This is a genomic window from Desulfovibrio sp. X2, from assembly GCF_000422205.1.
Classification (GTDB): Bacteria; Desulfobacterota; Desulfovibrionia; order Desulfovibrionales; family Desulfovibrionaceae; genus Alkalidesulfovibrio.
In genome coordinates this window covers 39,055-56,935 of record NZ_ATHV01000011.1, presented here as the reverse complement: position 1 = coordinate 56,935, position 17,881 = coordinate 39,055, and the positions used below count along the sequence as shown (strand labels likewise).

General features: G+C 68.8%; 16 protein-coding genes. 12 read left to right on the top strand and 4 right to left on the bottom strand.

Annotated elements, in window-relative coordinates; genetic code table 11:
* Positions 1–49 precede the first annotated feature (49 nt).
* Positions 50–934, top strand: coding sequence for a phosphonate ABC transporter substrate-binding protein (phnD, locus tag DSX2_RS04220; protein WP_020878910.1), 885 nt, complete (start codon positions 50–52; stop codon positions 932–934).
* A gap of 21 nt (positions 935–955) precedes the next feature.
* Positions 956–2,059, top strand: a complete 1,104-nt coding sequence (gene phnE / locus DSX2_RS04215; RefSeq protein WP_020878909.1) for a phosphonate ABC transporter, permease protein PhnE — start codon at positions 956–958, stop codon at positions 2,057–2,059.
* A 39-nt stretch (positions 2,060–2,098) separates the two neighbouring features.
* On the opposite strand, the gene phnF is transcribed toward phnE, so the two are convergent.
* Positions 2,099–2,836: a phosphonate metabolism transcriptional regulator PhnF gene (gene phnF, locus DSX2_RS04210; RefSeq protein WP_020878908.1), complete on the bottom strand. Its 738-nt coding sequence runs from the start codon at positions 2,834–2,836 to the stop codon at positions 2,099–2,101.
* 115 nt (positions 2,837–2,951) lie between these two features.
* Here phnF and phnG point away from each other — a divergent pair, with 115 nt between their 5' ends.
* The 9 genes from phnG (at position 2,952) to phnN (ending at position 10,335) form a co-directional block, all read left to right on the top strand.
* Positions 2,952–3,431 (top strand): phosphonate C-P lyase system protein PhnG, encoded by a 480-nt coding sequence (phnG, locus tag DSX2_RS04205; RefSeq protein WP_020878907.1) that lies wholly within the window; start codon positions 2,952–2,954, stop codon positions 3,429–3,431.
* Entirely contained in the window at positions 3,424–4,059 is a 636-nt protein-coding gene (gene phnH, locus DSX2_RS04200) for a phosphonate C-P lyase system protein PhnH (RefSeq protein WP_020878906.1), read from the top strand. Before phnG ends, phnH begins: the two co-directional genes overlap by 8 nt.
* Before the next feature lie 19 nt (positions 4,060–4,078).
* A complete protein-coding gene (locus DSX2_RS04195) occupies positions 4,079–5,281 on the top strand; it encodes a carbon-phosphorus lyase complex subunit PhnI (protein WP_020878905.1) in 1,203 nt (400 codons plus the stop codon).
* A gap of 140 nt (positions 5,282–5,421) precedes the next feature.
* Positions 5,422–6,270 (top strand): alpha-D-ribose 1-methylphosphonate 5-phosphate C-P-lyase PhnJ, encoded by an 849-nt coding sequence (locus DSX2_RS04190; RefSeq protein ID WP_236615079.1) that lies wholly within the window; start codon positions 5,422–5,424, stop codon positions 6,268–6,270.
* The gene (gene phnK / locus DSX2_RS04185; protein WP_236615076.1) at positions 6,267–7,115 is read left to right on the top strand and encodes a phosphonate C-P lyase system protein PhnK; all 849 of its coding nucleotides are present in this window, start codon (positions 6,267–6,269) and stop codon (positions 7,113–7,115) included. Before DSX2_RS04190 ends, phnK begins: the two co-directional genes overlap by 4 nt.
* 77 nt (positions 7,116–7,192) lie before the next feature.
* Complete coding sequence (gene phnL, locus DSX2_RS04180; RefSeq protein WP_020878902.1) at positions 7,193–7,909, top strand: phosphonate C-P lyase system protein PhnL; 717 nt, start codon at positions 7,193–7,195, stop codon at positions 7,907–7,909.
* Positions 7,906–9,054 (top strand): alpha-D-ribose 1-methylphosphonate 5-triphosphate diphosphatase, encoded by a 1,149-nt coding sequence (locus DSX2_RS04175; RefSeq protein ID WP_020878901.1) that lies wholly within the window; start codon positions 7,906–7,908, stop codon positions 9,052–9,054. Before phnL ends, DSX2_RS04175 begins: the two co-directional genes overlap by 4 nt.
* A gap of 26 nt (positions 9,055–9,080) precedes the next feature.
* Complete coding sequence (locus DSX2_RS04170; protein WP_020878900.1) at positions 9,081–9,779, top strand: DUF1045 domain-containing protein; 699 nt, start codon at positions 9,081–9,083, stop codon at positions 9,777–9,779.
* 4 nt (positions 9,780–9,783) lie between these two features.
* On the top strand, positions 9,784–10,335 hold the full coding sequence (phnN, locus tag DSX2_RS04165; RefSeq protein ID WP_020878899.1) for a ribose 1,5-bisphosphokinase: 552 nt from the start codon (positions 9,784–9,786) through the stop codon (positions 10,333–10,335).
* A gap of 240 nt (positions 10,336–10,575) precedes the next feature.
* Here phnN and DSX2_RS17455 read toward each other — a convergent pair whose 3' ends face one another.
* The 3 genes from DSX2_RS17455 to DSX2_RS04150 form a co-directional block, all read right to left on the bottom strand.
* A complete protein-coding gene (locus tag DSX2_RS17455; RefSeq protein ID WP_020878898.1) occupies positions 10,576–11,394 on the bottom strand; it encodes a hypothetical protein in 819 nt (272 codons plus the stop codon).
* Positions 11,395–11,873: 479 nt separating this feature from the next.
* On the bottom strand, positions 11,874–13,427 hold the full coding sequence (locus tag DSX2_RS04155; protein WP_236615075.1) for a methyl-accepting chemotaxis protein: 1,554 nt from the start codon (positions 13,425–13,427) through the stop codon (positions 11,874–11,876).
* 281 nt (positions 13,428–13,708) lie between these two features.
* Complete coding sequence (locus tag DSX2_RS04150) at positions 13,709–15,052, bottom strand: glutamine synthetase family protein (RefSeq protein WP_020878896.1); 1,344 nt, start codon at positions 15,050–15,052, stop codon at positions 13,709–13,711.
* A 579-nt stretch (positions 15,053–15,631) separates the two neighbouring features.
* Here DSX2_RS04150 and DSX2_RS04145 point away from each other — a divergent pair.
* The gene (locus DSX2_RS04145) at positions 15,632–17,806 is read left to right on the top strand and encodes a glutamine synthetase III (protein ID WP_020878895.1); all 2,175 of its coding nucleotides are present in this window, start codon (positions 15,632–15,634) and stop codon (positions 17,804–17,806) included.
* Positions 17,807–17,881: the final 75 nt, after the last annotated feature.

The window sequence follows — 17,881 nt, the reverse complement described above, 5'->3', positions numbered from 1 at the left end:
TCGAGAACAACCGGACCATCCACCAGAGACCTTTCAAGGAGACCAGCCGATGATCAAGCGTATCATGTTCCTCCTGACCCTCGTCAGCGTCCTCGCGGCGGCCGCCCTGCCCGCCCTGGCCGCCTCCCCGTGCAAGGACTGGCCGACCACCGTGCGCATGGGCGTCATCCCCACCGAGGGCGCCGCGGACACCGCCAAGCGCTTCAAGCCGCTGACCGACCACCTGCAGAAGGTCCTCGGCGTGCCGGTCGAGGTCTACACGGCCAGCGACTACGCGGGCATCATCACGGCCATGGCCAACAAGCACATCGAGCTGGCCTACTTCGGACCCAAGAGCTACGTCGAGGCCTCCGAGAAGGCGGGCGCCCAGGCCGTGGCCATGGAGGTCAGCACGGACGGCACGCCCGGCTACTACGGGATCATCATTTCCAAGAAGGGCTCGGGCATCAAGACCATGGCCGACGCCAAGGGCAAGACCTTCGCCTTCACCGATCCCAACTCCACCTCCGGCTTCCTCGTGCCCAACGTGCTCTTCGCCCGCGACATGAAGGTCAAGCCCCAGGACTACTTCTCCGAGGTCCGCTTCTCCGGCTCCCACGGCGCCTCCATGCTGGCCGTGAAGAACGGCGGCATCCAGGTGGCCGCGACCAACACCGAGGACCTTGCGCGCATGGAGGAGAAGGGCGCCCTCTCCCCGGACGACTTCAACATCATCTGGAAGTCCGACCTCATCCCGGGTTCGCCCTACGCCGTGCGCCGCGACCTGCCCGAGAGCTTCAAGGCCGCCTTCTGCGGCGCCCTGATGTTCTACAACAGCGACAAGGCCGGGCTCGAGAAGCTGCAGATCGGCGGCTTCGTGCCCGCGGACGACACCAGCTACGACATCGTCCGCTACCTGAACAAGCTGAAGAAAGAGCTTCAGAAGAACAACTAACCTGAAGCCTCACGGGACGTCATGCACGCTGAACTGACACTCCAGTCCGTGACCCCCAGGACGCCCCTCCGCCGGAGGGTCGTCCTGGGGCTGCTCGCGGCCATCGCGGCGGCCATCCTGGTCACCTCCTACGTCTCGACCGGGATCAACCCCTTCCAGCTCTACAACAAGCGCGAAAACGCCTTCCACTACCTCTTCGGCCGCCAGCTCTCCGAGATGGACATGGCCGAGGCCAGGCGGCAGGCCGAGCGCATGCCCGAGATCATGCTCCAGTCGCAGGCCATGCAGGAGCTGCGCAAGGAGAACGCGGCGAGCACGCAGAAGATGGGCGGCTACGAGCTGCAGAAGAAGGCGGAGGCCCTGGCCGAGAAACGGCTGAAGCAGATGCCCGCGGCCGAGCGCCAGCAGCTGGTGGACAGCGAGTACGAGCGCCAGGTGGACGAGCGTCGGGGCGGCTACTTCCCGCCGGACATGCACAAGGAGAACCTCGTCATGTACGGCGAGGCGCTGCTCGAGACCGTGGCCATCGCCATCTGGGGCACCCTCTTCGCCTTCATCGCGGCCGTGCCGGTCTCGGTCTTCGCGGCCAGGAATACGCTCGGCCTGCTCGTCTCGGGCGAGGACCGCGTCTCGGCGGCCATCCGCTGGTTCTGCCAGTTCGGCGTGCGCCGCTTCCTGGACTTCTGCCGCGGCTTCAACGAGTTCGTCATGGCCCTCATCTTCGTGGCCGTGATCGGGCTCGGGCCCTTCGCGGGCGTCATGTCGCTCGCCATCCACACCTTCGGCATCCTGGGCAAGGTCTTCAGCGAGGGCATCGAGGCCATCGAGCCCGGCCAGGTGGAGGCGGTGGAGGCCAGCGGCGCCGGACCGGCGCAGATCATCTCCTTCTCGGTCCTGCCGCAGATCATGCCGCTCATCGTCAGCTACACGCTGCTGCGCTTCGAATCCAACGTGCGCAGCGCGACCATCCTCGGCTTCGTGGGCGCGGGCGGCATCGGCTTCCTGATCTTCGACAAGATCAACGGCTACCTCTACCGCGAGGTCTCGACCATGATGATCATGGTCATCCTCTGCGTGACCCTGATCGACTACGGCTGCGGCATCCTGCGCAAGCGGTTCACCTAGGGAACGGGCTCAGGGGACGGAAGAGACATCATGCGGCGGTCAGCACAGATCACGCTCGGGCTCCACGGCGAGCTGCACGCGCTCGGAGGCCCAGCGGCAGATGCCCCATTCCACGGGCCTGCCCTGCGCGTCCACGTTCACGGACTCGGCCACGAGCACGGGACGGCTGCGCGGCTGGCCGAGGAGGCGGGCCTCGCGCGGGGTGGGCATGCGCGCCGTGACCAGGGTGCTCTTGCGCACGTAGTCCGGCAGGCCGCAGGCCCGAAGCGCCTCGGTGATGGAGCCGCTCTCCCGGTAGGCCTCGACGAGGCCGGGAAAGCGGGCGCCGGAGAAGTGGGAGGTGCCGATGCTGAGCGGCACGCCGTCGGCCTGGCCCAGTATCTCCAGGCGGCAGACCGGGTCGTTCTGCGCGACGTGCAGCGCCTTGGCCGCCTCGGCCGAGGCGCGCACGACCGAGGCCTCGAGCAGCCTGCCCCTGGGCGCGCGGCTCTGGCGCAGGAGGTTCTGGCTGAAGCGCACCCGCCGCGCGAGCTGGTAGCTGACCATCTGCGGCCTGACGAAGGCACCGCGGCCCTGCTCGACCACGATCAGCCCCTCGGCCTCGAGCACGGCCAGGGCCCGGCGCACGGTGTGCCGGTTGACCCCGAAGCGCTCGGAGAGCTCCTTTTCCGTGGGCAGCCTGCCGTCCTCGGCCTGTCCTGCATCCGCGATCTCGTGCTCCAGCACGTTCCTGATCTGGCGCCACAGGGCGACGCCGCTTCCGCGCTCAAGAGTCATGACTAGGTTCCTCGTGCATGGCGCGCGCGGGATGGACCGCGCGACAAGATGTCCACTCATCTAGACGAATACTGTTACGGGACGACTACACGTGAGAAACGAAGAGAATTCAGGGATGCGGGAGGCGAACGCCGCCCGCAGGGAATGGATGGGGCTTTTCGCCCGCGCGCCGCGCGAGGAGCTGGAGACGGCCGCGCGCGAGCTCGCGGCCGACGGCCCCTGCGAGATGCTGCGCCGCCCCGAGGCGGGGCTGGTCATGGTGCGCGGCCGCATGGGCGGCACGGGCAACGCCTTCAACCTGGGCGAGATGACCATGACCCGCTGCGTGGTGCGCGCGGCCTCCGGCCGCGTGGGCTTCGGCTACGTGGCGGGCCGCGACCGCAGACACGCCGAGCTGGCCGCGCGCCTGGACGCCGCCATGCAGGACGGCGCGGGCAACGACGCAGACAACGGGGCGGGCAACGGGGCGCGCGAGCGGGTCCTGGCGCGGCTGCGCGCGGGGCTCGCGCGGCTGCGCGCCGAGCGCGAGGCCGAGGTGCGGGCCACGCGCGTGGACTTCTTCACCCTGGTCAGGGGAGGCGACGCCAATGGCTGATCTCCTGTGCCGGACGGAACGCCGCCTGGGCCTCCTGCCCGGCTTCCCGGACGCGGTGCGCGACGCGCAGGCCACGTTCCGGGCCGTGCTCGCGGCCATGTCGCGGCCCGGCCGCGTCGTGCCCCTGCCCGTGCTGCCCGCCTGCGGCCCGGACCTGCCCGCGGCCGCCCTGGCCGTGCTCCTCTGCCTGTGCGACCTCGAGACCGCGCTGTGGGCCGGGGCCTACGGCGAGGGCGGCCATGCCGGGAGGGAGGCGGCGGCCTACCTCGCCTTCCACTGCGGCTGCCCCGAGGCCCGGACCCCGGGCGAGGCGGCCTACGCCCTGTGCGACGTGAAGAGCCTGCCCGAGCGGCTGGCCGGGCTCCCCCTGGGCACGCCGGAATTCCCGGACCGCTCGGCCACCGTGGTGGCGACCTGCGAGGCCCTGGGCCAGGGACACGGCGTGCGCATCGGCGGCCCGGGCGTCCCGGGCGAGGCCGAGCTTCGCGTCGCCGGGGCGCGCCCGGCCCTGTGGAGCCATCTGCGGGACCTCGCGCACGCCTTTCCGCGCGGGCTCGACTGCATCTTCGTGGACGGACGGCGCGTGGCCTGCCTGCCGCGCTCGGCCCGCATCCTGGAAATTCTGTGAGCATGGAGACGAAGATCATATGTACGTAGCCGTCAAGGGTGGCGAGAAGGCCATCCGCGCAGCCCACGAGCTGCTCGCCAAGACGCGCCGGGGCGACCCGGCCGAGCCCGCCATAGGCGTCTCCCAGATCCGTCGGCAGCTCTCCCTGGCCGTGGACCGGGTCATGTGCGAGGGCTCGCTCTACGACCCCGAACTTGCCGCCCTGGCCGTGAAGCAGGCCGCGGGCGACCTCGTGGAGGCCGTCTTCCTGCTGCGCGCCTACCGCACCACCCTGCCCCGCCTGGCCGTGAGCCTGCCCGTGGACACGGGCGCCATGCGCATCAGGCGGCGCATCTCCGCGAGCTTCAAGGACCTGCCCGGCGGACAGGTCCTCGGCCCGACCTTCGACTACACCCACCGCCTGCTGGACTTCGGCCTGCTCGCGGACGAGGACGGCGAGGCTTGCGAGCCCGAAACGCCGCCCCGGCCAGTCCCCCGACCGGAACCCCGGGCGGATGCCGGGGCCGAGCCCCACGCGGCCATGCCCGGCATCGCCGAGCTCCTGGCGGGCGAGGCCATGGTTGAGAAGCAGGCGGACGACGGGCGCGAACCGGGCGACCTGACGCGCGATCCCCTGACCTATCCGGCCGGACGCGATCTCAGGCTGCAGGCCCTGGCGCGCGGGGACGAAGGCTTCGTCCTGGCGCTCGGCTACTCCACGCAGCGCGGCTTCGGCAGCACCCACCCCTTTGCGGGCGAGATCCGCCAGGGCGGCGTGGAGGTGGAGATCGTGCCCGAGGAGCTGGGCTTTCCGGTCTGCGTGGGCGAGGTGACGCTCACCGAGTGCCAGATGCTCGGCAAGTTCGCGGGCGACGAGACGCGGCCCGCGCAGTTCTCGCGCGGCTACGGCCTGGCCTTCGGCTCCTCGGAGCGCAAGGCCATGTCCATGGCCCTGGTGGACCGGGCCCTGCGCCTGGACGAGTTCGGCGAGGACGGGAAGGGCCCGGCCCAGGACCAGGAGTTCGTGCTCAGCCACTGCGACAACGTGGAGGCCTCGGGCTTCGTGCAGCACCTGAAGCTGCCGCACCACGTGGACTTCCAGGCCGAGCTCGAGAGCGTGCGCAGGCTTCGCGCCGCGCGGAAGAGTGCGCGGGCCGCGGCGGCCGCCGCAGACGATGCCGCAGACGATGCCGACGACGCGGCCGGGTGCGACGCGCCCGGCGAGGAGAGGACCACATGCTGACCTTCGACGCGGCCGCACCGGCCGCCTCCGTCCCCCTTCCGGCTCCCGGCGCCGAGGCGCCGAAGCCTTCGGACAACGCCGCGCCCGAAACGGCGGACGGGGCCTACAACTTCGCCTACCTGGACGAGCAGACCAAGACCATGATCCGCCGCGCCATCCTGAAGGCCGTGGCCATTCCCGGCTACCAGGTGCCGTTCGCGGGCCGCGAGATGCCCATGCCCTTCGGCTGGGGCACGGGCGGCATCCAGCTCACGGCGAGCGTCATCGGGCCGGACGACGTGCTCAAGGTCATCGACCAGGGCTCGGACGACACCACCAACGCGGTCTCCATCCGCGCCTTCTTCCGCCGCGTGGCGGGCGTGGCCACCACGGAGCGCACGGCCGAGGCCACGATCATCCAGACGCGCCACCGCATCCCCGAGGCGCCGCTCACCGAGGACCAGATCATGGTCTACCAGGTGCCCATCCCGGAGCCGCTGCGCTGGATGGAGCCGCGCGAGCGCGAGACGCGCACCATGCACGCCCAGGAGGAGTACGGCGTGATGCACGTCAAGCTCTACGAGGACATCGCGCGCCACGGCCGCATCGCCACGAGCTTCGACTATCCCGTGCAGGTGGCGGGCCGCTACGTCATGAGCCCGTCGCCCATCCCCAAGTACGACAATCCCAAGATGGACGGCTGCCCGGCGCTGCAGATCTTCGGCGCGGGCCGCGAGCGGCGCATATACGCCATCCCGCCCTACACGGAGGTGAAGAGCCTCGATTTCGAGGACCACCCCTTCGAGGTCCAGCGCTGGGACGACTGCTGCGGACTGTGCGGCTCGCGCGAGAGCTATCTGGACGAGATCATCCTCGACGACGCGGGCGGCCGCATGTTCGTCTGCTCGGACAGCGACTTCTGCCGCTCGCGCCGCGAGGCCGGACACGTGGGCCCCATGGGCGGCCCCACGGACGGACAGGCATCGGCCAAGGCCGGGGAGGACGCGTGATGCAGACGACGCAGCCCGGCCTTTCTTCCGTCACCGGTGCCTTCCCCTCCGGTTTTGCCGCCGATTTCCCCGCCGACGCGCCCCTGCTCGAGGCGCGCGGCCTGTGCAAGGACTACGGCGGCCGTCCGGCCTGCCGGGACGTGGACCTGACGCTCTGGCCCGGCGAGGTGCTCGGCATCGTGGGCGAGTCCGGCTCGGGCAAGACCACGCTCCTGCGCTGCCTGGCGGGCCGCATCCCGGTCTCGTCCGGCCGCGTGACCTACCGCTCGCCCGAGCTCGGCGAGGTGGAGCTGACCGCCTGCGAGGAGCACGTGCTCAGGCGCCTGCACCGCACGGAATGGGGCCTCGTGCGCCAGAACCCGCGCGACGGGCTCAGGCTCTCGGTCAGCGCCGGGGCCAACATCGGCGAGCGGCTCATGAGCCAAGGGCAGCGCCACTACGGCGCCATCCGCGCCCAGGCCCTGGAGTGGCTGGCCAGGGTGGAGATCGACGCGGGCCGCATCGACGACCTGCCCCGGACCTTTTCCGGCGGCATGCAGCAACGCCTGCAGATCGCGCGAAACCTCGTGACCAGGCCCCGTCTGGTCTTCATGGACGAGCCCACGGGCGGGCTCGACGTCTCGGTGCAGGCCAGGCTCCTGGACCTCTTGCGCTCGCTCTCGGCCGAGCTCGGCCTGGCCGTGGTCATCGTGACCCACGACCTGGCCGTGGCCCGCATCCTGGCGGGCCGCCTCATGGTCATGCGGCGCGGCCAAGTGGTGGAATCCGGCCTGACCGACCAGGTCCTGGACGACCCCCACCACCCCTACACCCAGCTCCTCGTCTCCTCGATCCTGGAGGTCTGACCGGCATGCCCCAGCTCGCAACGACATCCGCAACGACATCCGCCGCGCCATCCGCCCCTTTCGCGGGAGCGGTCCCCATGGACGCGGCCCTGTCCCCCGACGTCCGCATCCTCGCCAAGGGCCTGAGCAAGAGCTTCGTCCTGCACACCCAGGGCGGGGCGCGCATCGACGTCTTTTCCGACCTCTCCCTGTCCGTCTCGGCCGGGGAGTGCCTGGCCCTGTCCGGCCCCTCGGGCACGGGCAAGTCCACGCTCCTGCGCTCGCTCTACGCCAACTACAAGCCGGACGCGGGCAGCATCCTGGTGCGCCACGAGGGCGCCTTCGTGGACCTGGCCTCGGCCGCGCCGCGCGAGGTCCTCGCCGTGCGCAAGAGGACGCTCGGCTACGTCAGCCAGTTCCTGCGCGTCATCCCGCGCGTTCCGGCCCTGGACATCGTGGCCGCCGGGCTGTGCGAGGACGGCCTGCCGCGCGGCGAGGCCGAGGCCCGCGCCCGCGACCTCCTGCAGCGGCTGCGCATCGGCCCGGAGCTCCTGGGACTCGCGCCCAAGACCTTCTCCGGGGGCGAGCAGCAGCGCATCAACATCGCGCGCGGCTTCGCCCGCAGCTACCCCATCCTGCTCCTGGACGAGCCCACGGCCTCGCTCGACGCGCAGAACCGCGCCACCGTGGTCGCCCTCATCCGCGAGGCCAAGGCGCGCGGCGCCGCCGTGGTCGGCATCTTCCACGACGAGGAGGTGCGCGACGCCGTGGCCGACAGGGTCTTCACCATGCCTTCCAGGGAGAGAACGAAATGAGATCCGAATGCGTCCTGACCAACGCCGCCGTGGTCCTGCCGGACGGTATCGTGCACGGCACCGTCTGCCTCGCGGACGGCCTCGTCCGCACCGTGGACGAGGGCAACACCGCCCTGCCCGGCTCCGTGGACCTCGAGGGCGACTACCTCATCCCCGGGCTCATCGAGCTGCACACGGACAACATGGAGGGGCACCTGCGCCCCCGCCCCGGCGTGCAGTGGCCCTCGGCGCTGGCCGCCCTCATCTCGCACGACGTGCAGGTCACGGGCGCGGGCATCACCACGGTGCTCGACAGCATCTGCTGCGGCGACCTGCACCGCGAGCGCGACCGGAGCGCCCTGCTCGCCACCTCCGTGGAGGCCGTGCGCTCCGGACGCGAGAAGGACGTCCTGCGCGCCGACCACATGCTCCACCTGCGCTGCGAGGTCTGCGACCCCGCCGTGGTCGACCTCTTCGCCCCCTATGCCGACGAACCCGGACTGCACCTCGTCTCCCTCATGGACCACACCCCGGGCCAGCGCCAGTTCACCTCCATGGACAAGTACCGCCAGTACTACCGCGGCAAGCACCTGAGCTGGAGCGACGAGGAGTTCGAGCAGAACATCGACGAGCTGCGCGCGCAGCAGACGCGCCACGCCGAGCCCAACCGCGCGGCCCTGCTCGGCCTGTGCCGCGCGCGCAACATCCCCGCGGCCAGCCACGACGACACCACGGCCGAGCAGGTCCGCCAGGCCGACGAGGAAGGCATCTCCATCAGCGAGTTCCCGACCTCCGTGGAGGCGGCGCGCGAGGCCCGCGAACGCGGCATCGGCATCGTCATGGGCGCGCCCAACGTGGTGCGCGGGGGGTCCCATTCCGGCAACGTCTCGGCCCTGGACCTCGCGCGTCTGGGTTTGCTGGACATCCTCTCCTCGGACTACGTGCCCGCGAGCCTGCTGCACTCCGCCTTCCTGCTGCACGAAAAGCTCGGCGTGCCGCTTCACGAGGCGATCGGCACGGTCACCTCGGCTCCGGCCCAGTTCCTGCAACTCTCCGACCGGGGAGCCGTGTCCCCGGGCAAACGGGCCGACCTGGCCCAGGTGCGGCTGGTGGACGGCTACCCCGTGGTGCGCACGGTCTACCGCCAGGGCACGAGAATCCTCTAACCACAGGCGAGCTGCCGGGAGGGGCAATGTCGTCGCGTTACGCCATCTACTATTCGCCGGAGGCCCAGAGCCCGCTCTCGGCCTTCGGCAACGCCTGGCTCGGCCGGGACACCGAAAGCGGCCTGGACGTGCCCCGCCTGCGCGCCGAGGCCCTCGCGCCCGAGGCCCTGGCCGAGGCCACGGCCCTGCCCGCGCGCTACGGGTTCCACGCCACCCTGAAGCCGCCCTTCCGCCTGCGGCCGCCCTACACCGAGACGGACCTGCGCAAGAGCATGGCCAGCTTCGCCGCCTCCCAGCCGCCCGTGGCCACGCCGCCCCTCGAGCTCACCGTCATCGGCTCCTTCATCGCCCTGGCCCCGGCGCGCCCGGCCGAGGAGCTGGACGACCTGGCCCGCAACTGCGTGGTCTTCTTCGACCTCTACCGCCGGCCGCCGGACAGGGACGAGCTCAAGCGCCGCCGCGCCGTGGGCCTCTCCCCGCGCCAGAACGAACTCCTCGAACGCTTCGGCTACCCCTTCGTGCTGGACGAGTTCCGCTTCCACATGACCCTCACCGGCAAGGTCGCGGACCAGGAGCTGCGCCGCTCCCTCTTCGCCACCCTGTGCCGCCTCGTGGAGCCCTTCTCCGGCCGCGCCGTGACCGTGCGCGAGATCTGCCTCTTCAGGCAGGAGGGCCCGGAACGGCGCTTCACCTGCGTGCAGCGCATGCCGCTCACGGGCAGGTGAGGCCATGCCCCGCCCGATCTACCTCATCGGCGCCTCGGGCGCGGGCAAGGACAGTCTGCTGGCTGGCCTGCGCGCGCGCCTCGACCCGCGCGCCTTCGCCTTCGCCCACCGCTACATCACCCGGCCCGCGGAAAGCGGCGGCGAGAACCACGTCTCCCTCACGCGCGCGGAGTTCACGGCCCGCCTCGACCTCGGCCTCTTCGCCCTCTCCTGGGAAAGCCACGGCAACCTCTACGGCATCGGCCGCGAGATGGACCTCTGGCGCGCCGCGGGCCTGCACGTGGTCATGAACGGCTCGCGCGCCTACCTCCCCACCGCGCGCGAACGCTACCCGGACCTCCTGCCCGTGCTCGTCTCCGTGCCGCCGGACGTGCTCGCCCTGCGCCTCGCCGCGCGCGGCCGCGAAACCCCGGAAGAGATCGGCCTGCGCCTCGAACGCGCCCGCGCCTACGATCTCGACGACCTCGACGACCCAGCCTGCCTGCGCATCGACAACAGCGGCACCCTCGACCAGTCCCTGGACCGCCTCATCACCGCCCTGCGCACGGCCCTTTGACGGGGGGAAGGACGGCGGCGGATGCCTCCGGCGGCCAGGGAGGGATTATCCCTCGGCGGCTGCGCGCCCCCGCCCTGGCCCCACCCCGCGCCAGGCTGAGCCTGGACCCGCTTCGCTCATGGCACGTGGTCAGGCCCGGCAGACGAAGCCCGGGCGCGGCAGGCGGCAGGACTGGAATGCCCGGACCCTTCACGCACCGGCGGCCCCGGGGGGCGTGCCCCCTCCTCCCTGGCTCCACGATCAGTGGTCCCGCACGAAGCGGACGCCCACGGGGATGCGCTGGTCGAAGGGATTCTGGTGTCCGGCATCCAGGCGATGCTCGGCGATCTCCTCTTCCTCGGGATCGCCGATCCAGGGAAGCTTCTTTTCGAGGATTCCGGACGTGGGGCCGTCGTGGGTCATCTCGAGCCACGCCCGTCTGAAGCGGTAGCCCGGTCCGAGGACCGCTGCGAGCGTGCCGGGCAGCACCACGCGGACAGAATCGGGATCGCCGGGATTCGTGAAAGTCACCAGGGTGGGCAGGAATTCGCCATACAGCTCGGCCTGGCCCGTCCAGAACGGGGCGGCGCGATAGAATCCCGTCTGGTAGCGTCCGAGCGCCGCTGCCGCCAGCACGGGAAGTCGGTTCGCGCAGGAGCCGGAAGGACCGAATGCGAGGAGCGCAAGGAGATTCTTGCCCTTGCCGAGGTCCACGTACACGGCTTCGCCTCGGACATCGGCCCGCAGGAATTCCAGGGACAGCTGCCCCCCGCTTGCTTTCTTGCGCAGGGAGACCTGTATGACGCTCGATCCGGTCCTCACGCCGTCCGGCGTGTCAACTTCGAGAGTGATGCGGTAGCGATGTGTATAAACATCTGAGTTACTGTAATATATGTAGCATCCAACCACGAGGACCAGGGGAAGGACCAGGAGCAGGATCATGGGGAAGATAAATCCCTTGAGGCGTCTTCGGAAAAGCAGCAGCAGGGTGACTGCGATGAGCACCGGCAGAAGAATGCCGGCCACGCTCGCGTAGAAGAATCCGACGAAGTTCATGATGGTGAGCATGGGAAGCGGCACGAGCGGTTGCTCCGTCCCTGCGGTTGCGGTCGTAGCGGGAGCGCTGCTCCAGGACGGATTCCCCCTGGAGCCGAGAGGCCGGATATGGCTGCGCGCCGCAGGGATGAGGCGCCACACGCGTCGGCCGCTTGCGGCCGGACGTATTGCAAGGAGGATACCTGTTGCGGCTCACCGATTTTCAGACGAGCCCGCATCTCGCGTCCAGGCGTGGCAACCTGCCTTCAATACGTATTCTTTTGGGAATGAATCATGGTTTGGCCCCTGCTTCGTGGAGAAGCCGGGACCCGTTTTCCGTGGGGTGGAATGCGCATTGCGGTCCACGATGTGTGGATGAATCCAGTGATTTCAGTTGCCTCTCGCAACGGTCGGCTTTTCGGCCGGAAGACGGATGGGGAGCAGCGGGATTCGTCCTCCCGGCTCCAGCGGAAGTCCGCGCGGGAGCCGGGAGGGGATATCTCAGACGCGAGTCCGGGGCCGGACTATTTCTCGCAGTGCTCGGGCACGTGCTTCTCGAGGTCGGCGACGACCTTGTCGAGGTCGCCGGTCATGCGCACGAGGATCTGCACCGCCCGGGCGGCCTCGTGCATGGCGTGGGCGCTCTGCTCGGCCTCGCGGGCGATGTCGCCCACCGAGGCGGAGACGGTCTCGCTCGAGGCGGACTGCTGCTCCGCGGCCGCGGCGATGCCGCGCACGCTGTCCGCGGTCTGCTCGGTCAGCCCCACGATCTCGGCGAGCACCTGGCCGGAGTCCTCCATGCGCCTGGTGTTCGTGTCGATGGCGGCCACGGCGGATTCCGTGCCCGTGACGCTCTTCTCCACGCTCTGGCGGATTCCCGCCACGGCGGAGGCGACCTCCTTGGTGGCGGTCATGGTCTTCTCGGCGAGCTTGCGCACTTCGTCCGCGACCACGGCGAAGCCGCGGCCCGCGTCGCCCGCGCGCGCAGCCTCGATGGCCGCGTTCAGCGCCAGCAGGTTGGTCTGGTCCGCGATGTCCGTGATCACGGCGGTGACGGCGCCGATGCCCTCGGCCTGGCGGCCGAGGTCGCTCATGTCGGCCTTGAGCGCGGCGGCCTGCTCCGCGACCTCGGCCATCAGGCTGCGGACCTCGGCGAGGACGTTCGAGCCTTCCTGGGCCTTGCCGCGGGCGTCCTCGGCCAGTCCGGCCGCTGTGGAGGCGCCCTTGGCCACGTCGAGGATGGCGGTGTTCATCTGCTCCATGGAGTCGGCCACGTGGGCGGTTCCGTCGCGCTGGCGGGCCACGGCGCCCTCGGCCTGCTCCACCTGCCCGGTCATCTCCGCGGCGGCCTCGTTCAGCTGGTGCGAGATGCGCGTGGCCTGCTCGGCGGCGGCCAGGATGAGGTCGTTCTGGGAGCAGATGTGGTCTTCCTTCTCCTTGATGGCGGTCATGTCCAGGTAGATGCACATCCCGCCGATGCAGCGGCCGTCCAGGTCGTGGATGGCGTAGACGTTGGCCAGGACGTGGCGCTTGCCGCCCTTGTGGCCGTTGATGGTCACCTCGAGGTTGCGGAAGACCGCCCCCTCGCGGATGGACTTGCCCACGGCCGTGGTCCGGCCTGGGTCGTTGTAGAAGATCTCGGCCAGGGTGCGGCCGTACTGCTTCTCCGGCGGGGTGTCGATCTCGAGCATCTCCATGCAGGCCTTGTTGCTGGCCACGGCGCGCTCGTTCTCGTCCACCAGGAGAAAGGGAGTGGGCAGTCCGTCGAGGATGCCCCTGGACAGGCCCTTGGCCTTCTTCAGCTCGTCGACCACCCGGGCCAGCCCCTGGGCGGCTTCCTGGGCGAAGCCGGAGATTTCGGGCGGCTTGGCGGAGAGCTCGCCGGACGCGGCCTTGGCCGCGTAGTCGGCGAGCGCGGCCAGGGGCTTGGCGGCGGAAGGAGCGAGGATCAGCGCGGCGAGGACGAAGAGGGCCGCCGCAGTGCCCCCTGCCGCCCATATCCAGGCGGAATCGCCGCCCGAGACCTGCGCGAAGACGGCCGCGCCGACGAGCGCCGCCGCCGCGCACACGCCGTTCACGACCCAAATCCTGGAAGAAATTCGCATGACCCCTCCGATGTTCCGGCCCTATACCGGCAATACCCCTGGAAATTCAGTCCCGCCGGTGACTTGGGGTTGAGGCAAACGTACCTGAGGGTCGGAACAATGTGAAGTGCTATGCAAGGGATGCGTGAGGCTGCGGCGCCGGCGGCGGACGGGATTCCAGGGAGAGGGGAAGCGGGGTTCGGGCGTGGCCGAAGCAAAAAAAGCCGCGCGGGAGGATTCTCCTCCCGCGCGGCCGTTTCGTGCGTCGTGAAGGCTTACGTGGTGGGCAGGTAGCGGGCGAGCTCCCAGTCGGTGACGTGGGTGCGGTACTCGTCCCACTCGGCCCGCTTGGCCTCCAGGTAGGCGGCGTGCATGTGCTCGCCCAGGACGTCCTTCATCAGGTCCGAGGACCCGAAGTGGTCCAGGGCGTCGGACAGGCTGCCGGGCAGCGAGGCGATGCCGCGCTCGACCATCTCGGCGTCGCTCATCTTGAAGATGTTCTCCTCCACCGGGGTGGACAGCTCGTAGCCCTCCTCGATGCCCTTGAGGCCCGCGCCGAGCATGACCGCGAAGGCCAGGTAGGGGTTGCAGGTCGGGTCCGGGCTGCGCAGCTCGATGCGCGTGGCGGCCTCCTTGCCGGGCTTGTACATGGGCACGCGGATGAGCGCGGAGCGGTTGCGGTTGGCCCAGGCCACGTAGACCGGGGCCTCGTAGCCGGGCACGAGGCGCTTGTAGGAGTTCACGATGGGGTTGGTGATGGCGCAGAATTCCTTGGCGTGGCGGAGCATGCCCGCGATGTAGGCCTTGCAGTCGCGGGAGAGGTTGAACTTCTCGGCCGGGTCGAAGAAGGCGTTCTTGCCGTTCTTGAAGAGCGACTGGTGGGTGTGCATGCCCGAGCCGTTCTGCCCGAAGAGGGGCTTGGGCATGAAGGTGGCGTAGCAGCCGTGCTTGCGCGCGGTCTCCTTGATGACCACCTTGTAGGTGATGGCGGTGTCGGCCATGCGCAGGGCTTCCTGGTAGCGCAGGTCGATCTCGTGCTGCGAGGGGGCCACCTCGTGGTGGCTGTATTCCACCGGAATGCCCATGCGGGAGAGGGAGAAGATGATGTCGCGGCGGATGTCGTTGCCGAGGTCGAGCGGCGGGGCGTCGAAGTAGCCGCCCACGTCCAGGATGCGGGGCTCGTTCGGGCTCGCGAAGAGGAAGAACTCGAGTTCGGGGCCCACGTACATGGTGTAGCCCTTGGCCGCGGCCTTCTCCAGCACGCGCTTGAGCACGAAGCGGGGGTCGCCTGCGAAGGGGGTGCCGTCCGGGTTCTTCACGTAGCAGAACATGCGCGCGACGGGACGCTCCGAGGGCCGCCAAGCCACGAGCTGGAACGTGGTCGGGTCCGGGAAGGCGACCATGTCCGATTCCTCGATGCGGGTGAAGCCGAGGATGGAGGAGCCGTCGAAGCCCATGCCTTCCTCGAAGGCGCCTTCGAGTTCGGAGGGGGTCACCTGGAAGCTCTTCAGGTTTCCGAGGATGTCCACGAACCAGAACTGAAGAAAGCTGACGTTGTAGTCATGGACCGCTTTGAGTACGTCGTCGGCGTTCTTGCAGTTGAAAACGGGCGTTTCCATGCAGCCGCTCCTTGTTCGAAAGTTTGGTGTTGACGGACGGCCCCGTCGCCGGGGGCGATACCCGCCGACTATGCCAAGGATATGTGAAAAAATCCATCCTGAAAAAGGAAGCTATTACAGCTGGTAAGAGATTTTCTGCATTTGTCCGCCTTTTCTCTTTTGACATAAATGTCATCGCCATCGTCAAGGGAGCCGCCCCATCCGGCGGCACTCCCCCGCATCCCCTTCCGTTCCAGGCAGGCAGGGGATCGGCGGCTTCTGGGCCCTGGCCGGAAAAGGGGCAGGGAAGGGCCGGAGACAGATGCCGCGGGGAGGCTGTTTGGCAAAAACGCAAATCACACTTGCCTTAGTCGTTTCGTTTTTGTAAAATTTCCTTTTGAACGGATGCGGCATTTTCTGCTTAACAGCTTGAAATCATGAGCCATGCGGCGGATGGCCCGGTTCTTGTTTAAGAAGAATGCCCATTCCCGTATCCGGGGTTGGAGGTAGGGTCCGGCGCCCCCTGTGCCGGGCCACCGACGTGCAACGCAAGGCCGCCGGCGTGTCCGGCGGCACATCTCGTAAAATGAGGAGTGTCGAATGAACCAGGGACGTATGAATGCCATCGCCGCCGTCACGAACTTCAAACCCATCTCGGAGCCGCTGAATTTCGCGGAGACTTCGGCGACCGAGATCTTCGGAAGCAACGTCTTCGGCGACAAGGTCATGAAGGCCATGCTGCCGAAGGAGATCTACAAGTCGCTGAAGAAGACCATCGAGATGGGCGAGGAGCTCGATCCCGCGGTGGCCAACGTCGTGGCGCAGGCCATGAAGGACTGGGCCATCTCCAAGGGCGCCACCCACTTCTGCCACGTCTTCTACCCCCTCACCGGCCTGACCGCCGAGAAGCACGACTCCTTCCTGACCCCGGACGGCAAGGGCGGGGCCATGGCCGAGTTCGACGGCAAGATGCTCATCCAGGGCGAGCCCGACGCCTCCTCCTTCCCCTCCGGCGGCCTGCGCACCACCTTCGAGGCGCGCGGCTACACCGCCTGGGACGTGACCTCCCCGGCCTACATCCTGGAGAACCCCAACGGCACCTTCCTGTGCATCCCCACGGCCTTCGTCTCCTGGACCGGCGAGGCCCTGGACAAGAAGACCCCGCTGCTGCGCTCCCTGCAGTCCCTGAACAAGCAGGCCCAGCGCGTGCTCAAGCTCTTCGGCAAGCAGACCGAGACCCCGGTCACCTGCTTCGCCGGTCCCGAGCAGGAGTACTTCCTGATCGACCGCAATTTCTACTTCGCCCGCCCGGACCTCTACATCGCCGGCCGCACCCTCTTCGGCGCCAAGTCGCCCAAGGGCCAGGAGTTCGAGGACCAGTACTTCGGCGCCATTCCCCGCCGCGTCCTGGCCTGCATGATGGAAGTCGAGCGTGAGCTGTACAAGATCGGCGTGCCGGTCAAGACCCGTCACAACGAGGTCGCCCCGGCCCAGTACGAGATCGCGCCCATCTACGAGCAGGGCAACATGGCCACCGACCACAACCAGATGGTCATGCACACCCTGCGCTCCGTGGCCCGCCGCTACGGCCTGGCCTGCCTGCTGCACGAGAAGCCCTTCGCCGGCATCAACGGCTCGGGCAAGCACCTCAACTACTCCATCGGCAACGCCGAGCTGGGCTCCCTCTTCGACCCGGGCGCCACTCCGCACGCCAACGCCATGTTCCTGGTCTTCTGCGCCGCCATGATCCGCGCCTGCCACAAATACAGCGGCGTGCTGCGCGCCACCGTGGCCTCCGCGGGCAACGACCACCGCCTGGGCGCCAACGAGGCGCCGCCGGCCATCATGTCCATCTACCTGGGCGAGATGCTCACCGACGTCTTCGAGCAGATCAAGAAGGGCGGCGCCAAGTCCTCCAAGAACAAGGGCGTCATGCACGTCGGCGTGGACACCCTGCCGCCGCTGCCCATGGATCCGGGCGACCGCAACCGCACGAGCCCCATCGCCTTCACCGGCAACCGCTTCGAGTTCCGCGCCGTGGGTTCCGCCATGTCCATCGCGGGCTCCCAGGTGGCCCTGAACGCCATGATGACCGAGTCCCTGGACTTCATCGCCACCGAGCTCGAGAAGAAGACCGGCGGCAAGAAGTCCCTGCTCAATCAGGCGGTGACCGAGGTCATCCAGGACATCATGAAGAAGCACGAGGCCATCGTCTTCAACGGCAACGGCTACTCCGAGGAGTGGCACAAGGAAGCCGAGAAGCGCGGCCTGCCCAACTTCCGCAACACCCCCGAGGCGCTGCCCGCCCTGACCACCAAGGAGTCCATCGCCCTCTTCGAGAAGTACGGCGTGCTCTCCCCGCGCGAGGTCGAGTCCCGCCAGGAGATCTACTTCGAGTACTACTGCCGCACGATCAAGACCGAGGCGGCCCTGGCCGTCAAGATCGCCAAGACCATGATCCTGCCCGGCGCCATCCGCTACCAGAGCGACCTGGCCGCCACCTGCGCCAACCTGAAGACCATCGGCAAGGAGTACCGCTCCGTCGCCCTGGACGAGGTCACCGCCAAGCTGCGCGGCCTGCAGGACGCCATCGTCGCCCTGGAGAAGCTCTGCGAGAAGGAGAACGGCGACGCCCACGCCGAGGCCAAGTACCTCTGCGACAAGGTCCTGCCCGGCATGCTCGAGGTCCGCAAGTGGGCCGACGAGCTCGAGCAGATCGTTGCCGACGACTACTGGCCGCTGCCGTCCTACATGGAGATGTGCTTCATCAAGTAGTCTGCGGCTGCAAATGGCTTCACGGCCCGTCTCCGCAAGGGGACGGGCCTTTTTTTCCCGCCCGGAACGCCGTTC

Excerpts from the sequence above, each read along its gene's own strand:
- phnD (WP_020878910.1), top strand. The coding sequence starts at position 50 with ATGATCAAGCGTATCATGTTCCTCCTGACCCTCGTCAGCGTCCTCGCG.
- phnE (WP_020878909.1), top strand. The coding sequence starts at position 956 with ATGCACGCTGAACTGACACTCCAGTCCGTGACCCCCAGGACGCCCCTC.
- phnF (WP_020878908.1), bottom strand. The coding sequence starts at position 2,836 with ATGACTCTTGAGCGCGGAAGCGGCGTCGCCCTGTGGCGCCAGATCAGG.
- phnG (WP_020878907.1), top strand. The coding sequence starts at position 2,952 with ATGCGGGAGGCGAACGCCGCCCGCAGGGAATGGATGGGGCTTTTCGCC.
- phnH (WP_020878906.1), top strand. The coding sequence starts at position 3,424 with ATGGCTGATCTCCTGTGCCGGACGGAACGCCGCCTGGGCCTCCTGCCC.
- DSX2_RS04195 (WP_020878905.1), top strand. The coding sequence starts at position 4,079 with ATGTACGTAGCCGTCAAGGGTGGCGAGAAGGCCATCCGCGCAGCCCAC.
- DSX2_RS04190 (WP_236615079.1), top strand. The coding sequence starts at position 5,422 with ATGATCCGCCGCGCCATCCTGAAGGCCGTGGCCATTCCCGGCTACCAG.
- phnL (WP_020878902.1), top strand. The coding sequence starts at position 7,193 with ATGGACGCGGCCCTGTCCCCCGACGTCCGCATCCTCGCCAAGGGCCTG.
- DSX2_RS04175 (WP_020878901.1), top strand. The coding sequence starts at position 7,906 with ATGAGATCCGAATGCGTCCTGACCAACGCCGCCGTGGTCCTGCCGGAC.
- DSX2_RS04170 (WP_020878900.1), top strand. The coding sequence starts at position 9,081 with ATGTCGTCGCGTTACGCCATCTACTATTCGCCGGAGGCCCAGAGCCCG.
- phnN (WP_020878899.1), top strand. The coding sequence starts at position 9,784 with ATGCCCCGCCCGATCTACCTCATCGGCGCCTCGGGCGCGGGCAAGGAC.
- DSX2_RS04150 (WP_020878896.1), bottom strand. The coding sequence starts at position 15,052 with ATGGAAACGCCCGTTTTCAACTGCAAGAACGCCGACGACGTACTCAAA.
- DSX2_RS04145 (WP_020878895.1), top strand. The coding sequence starts at position 15,632 with ATGAACCAGGGACGTATGAATGCCATCGCCGCCGTCACGAACTTCAAA.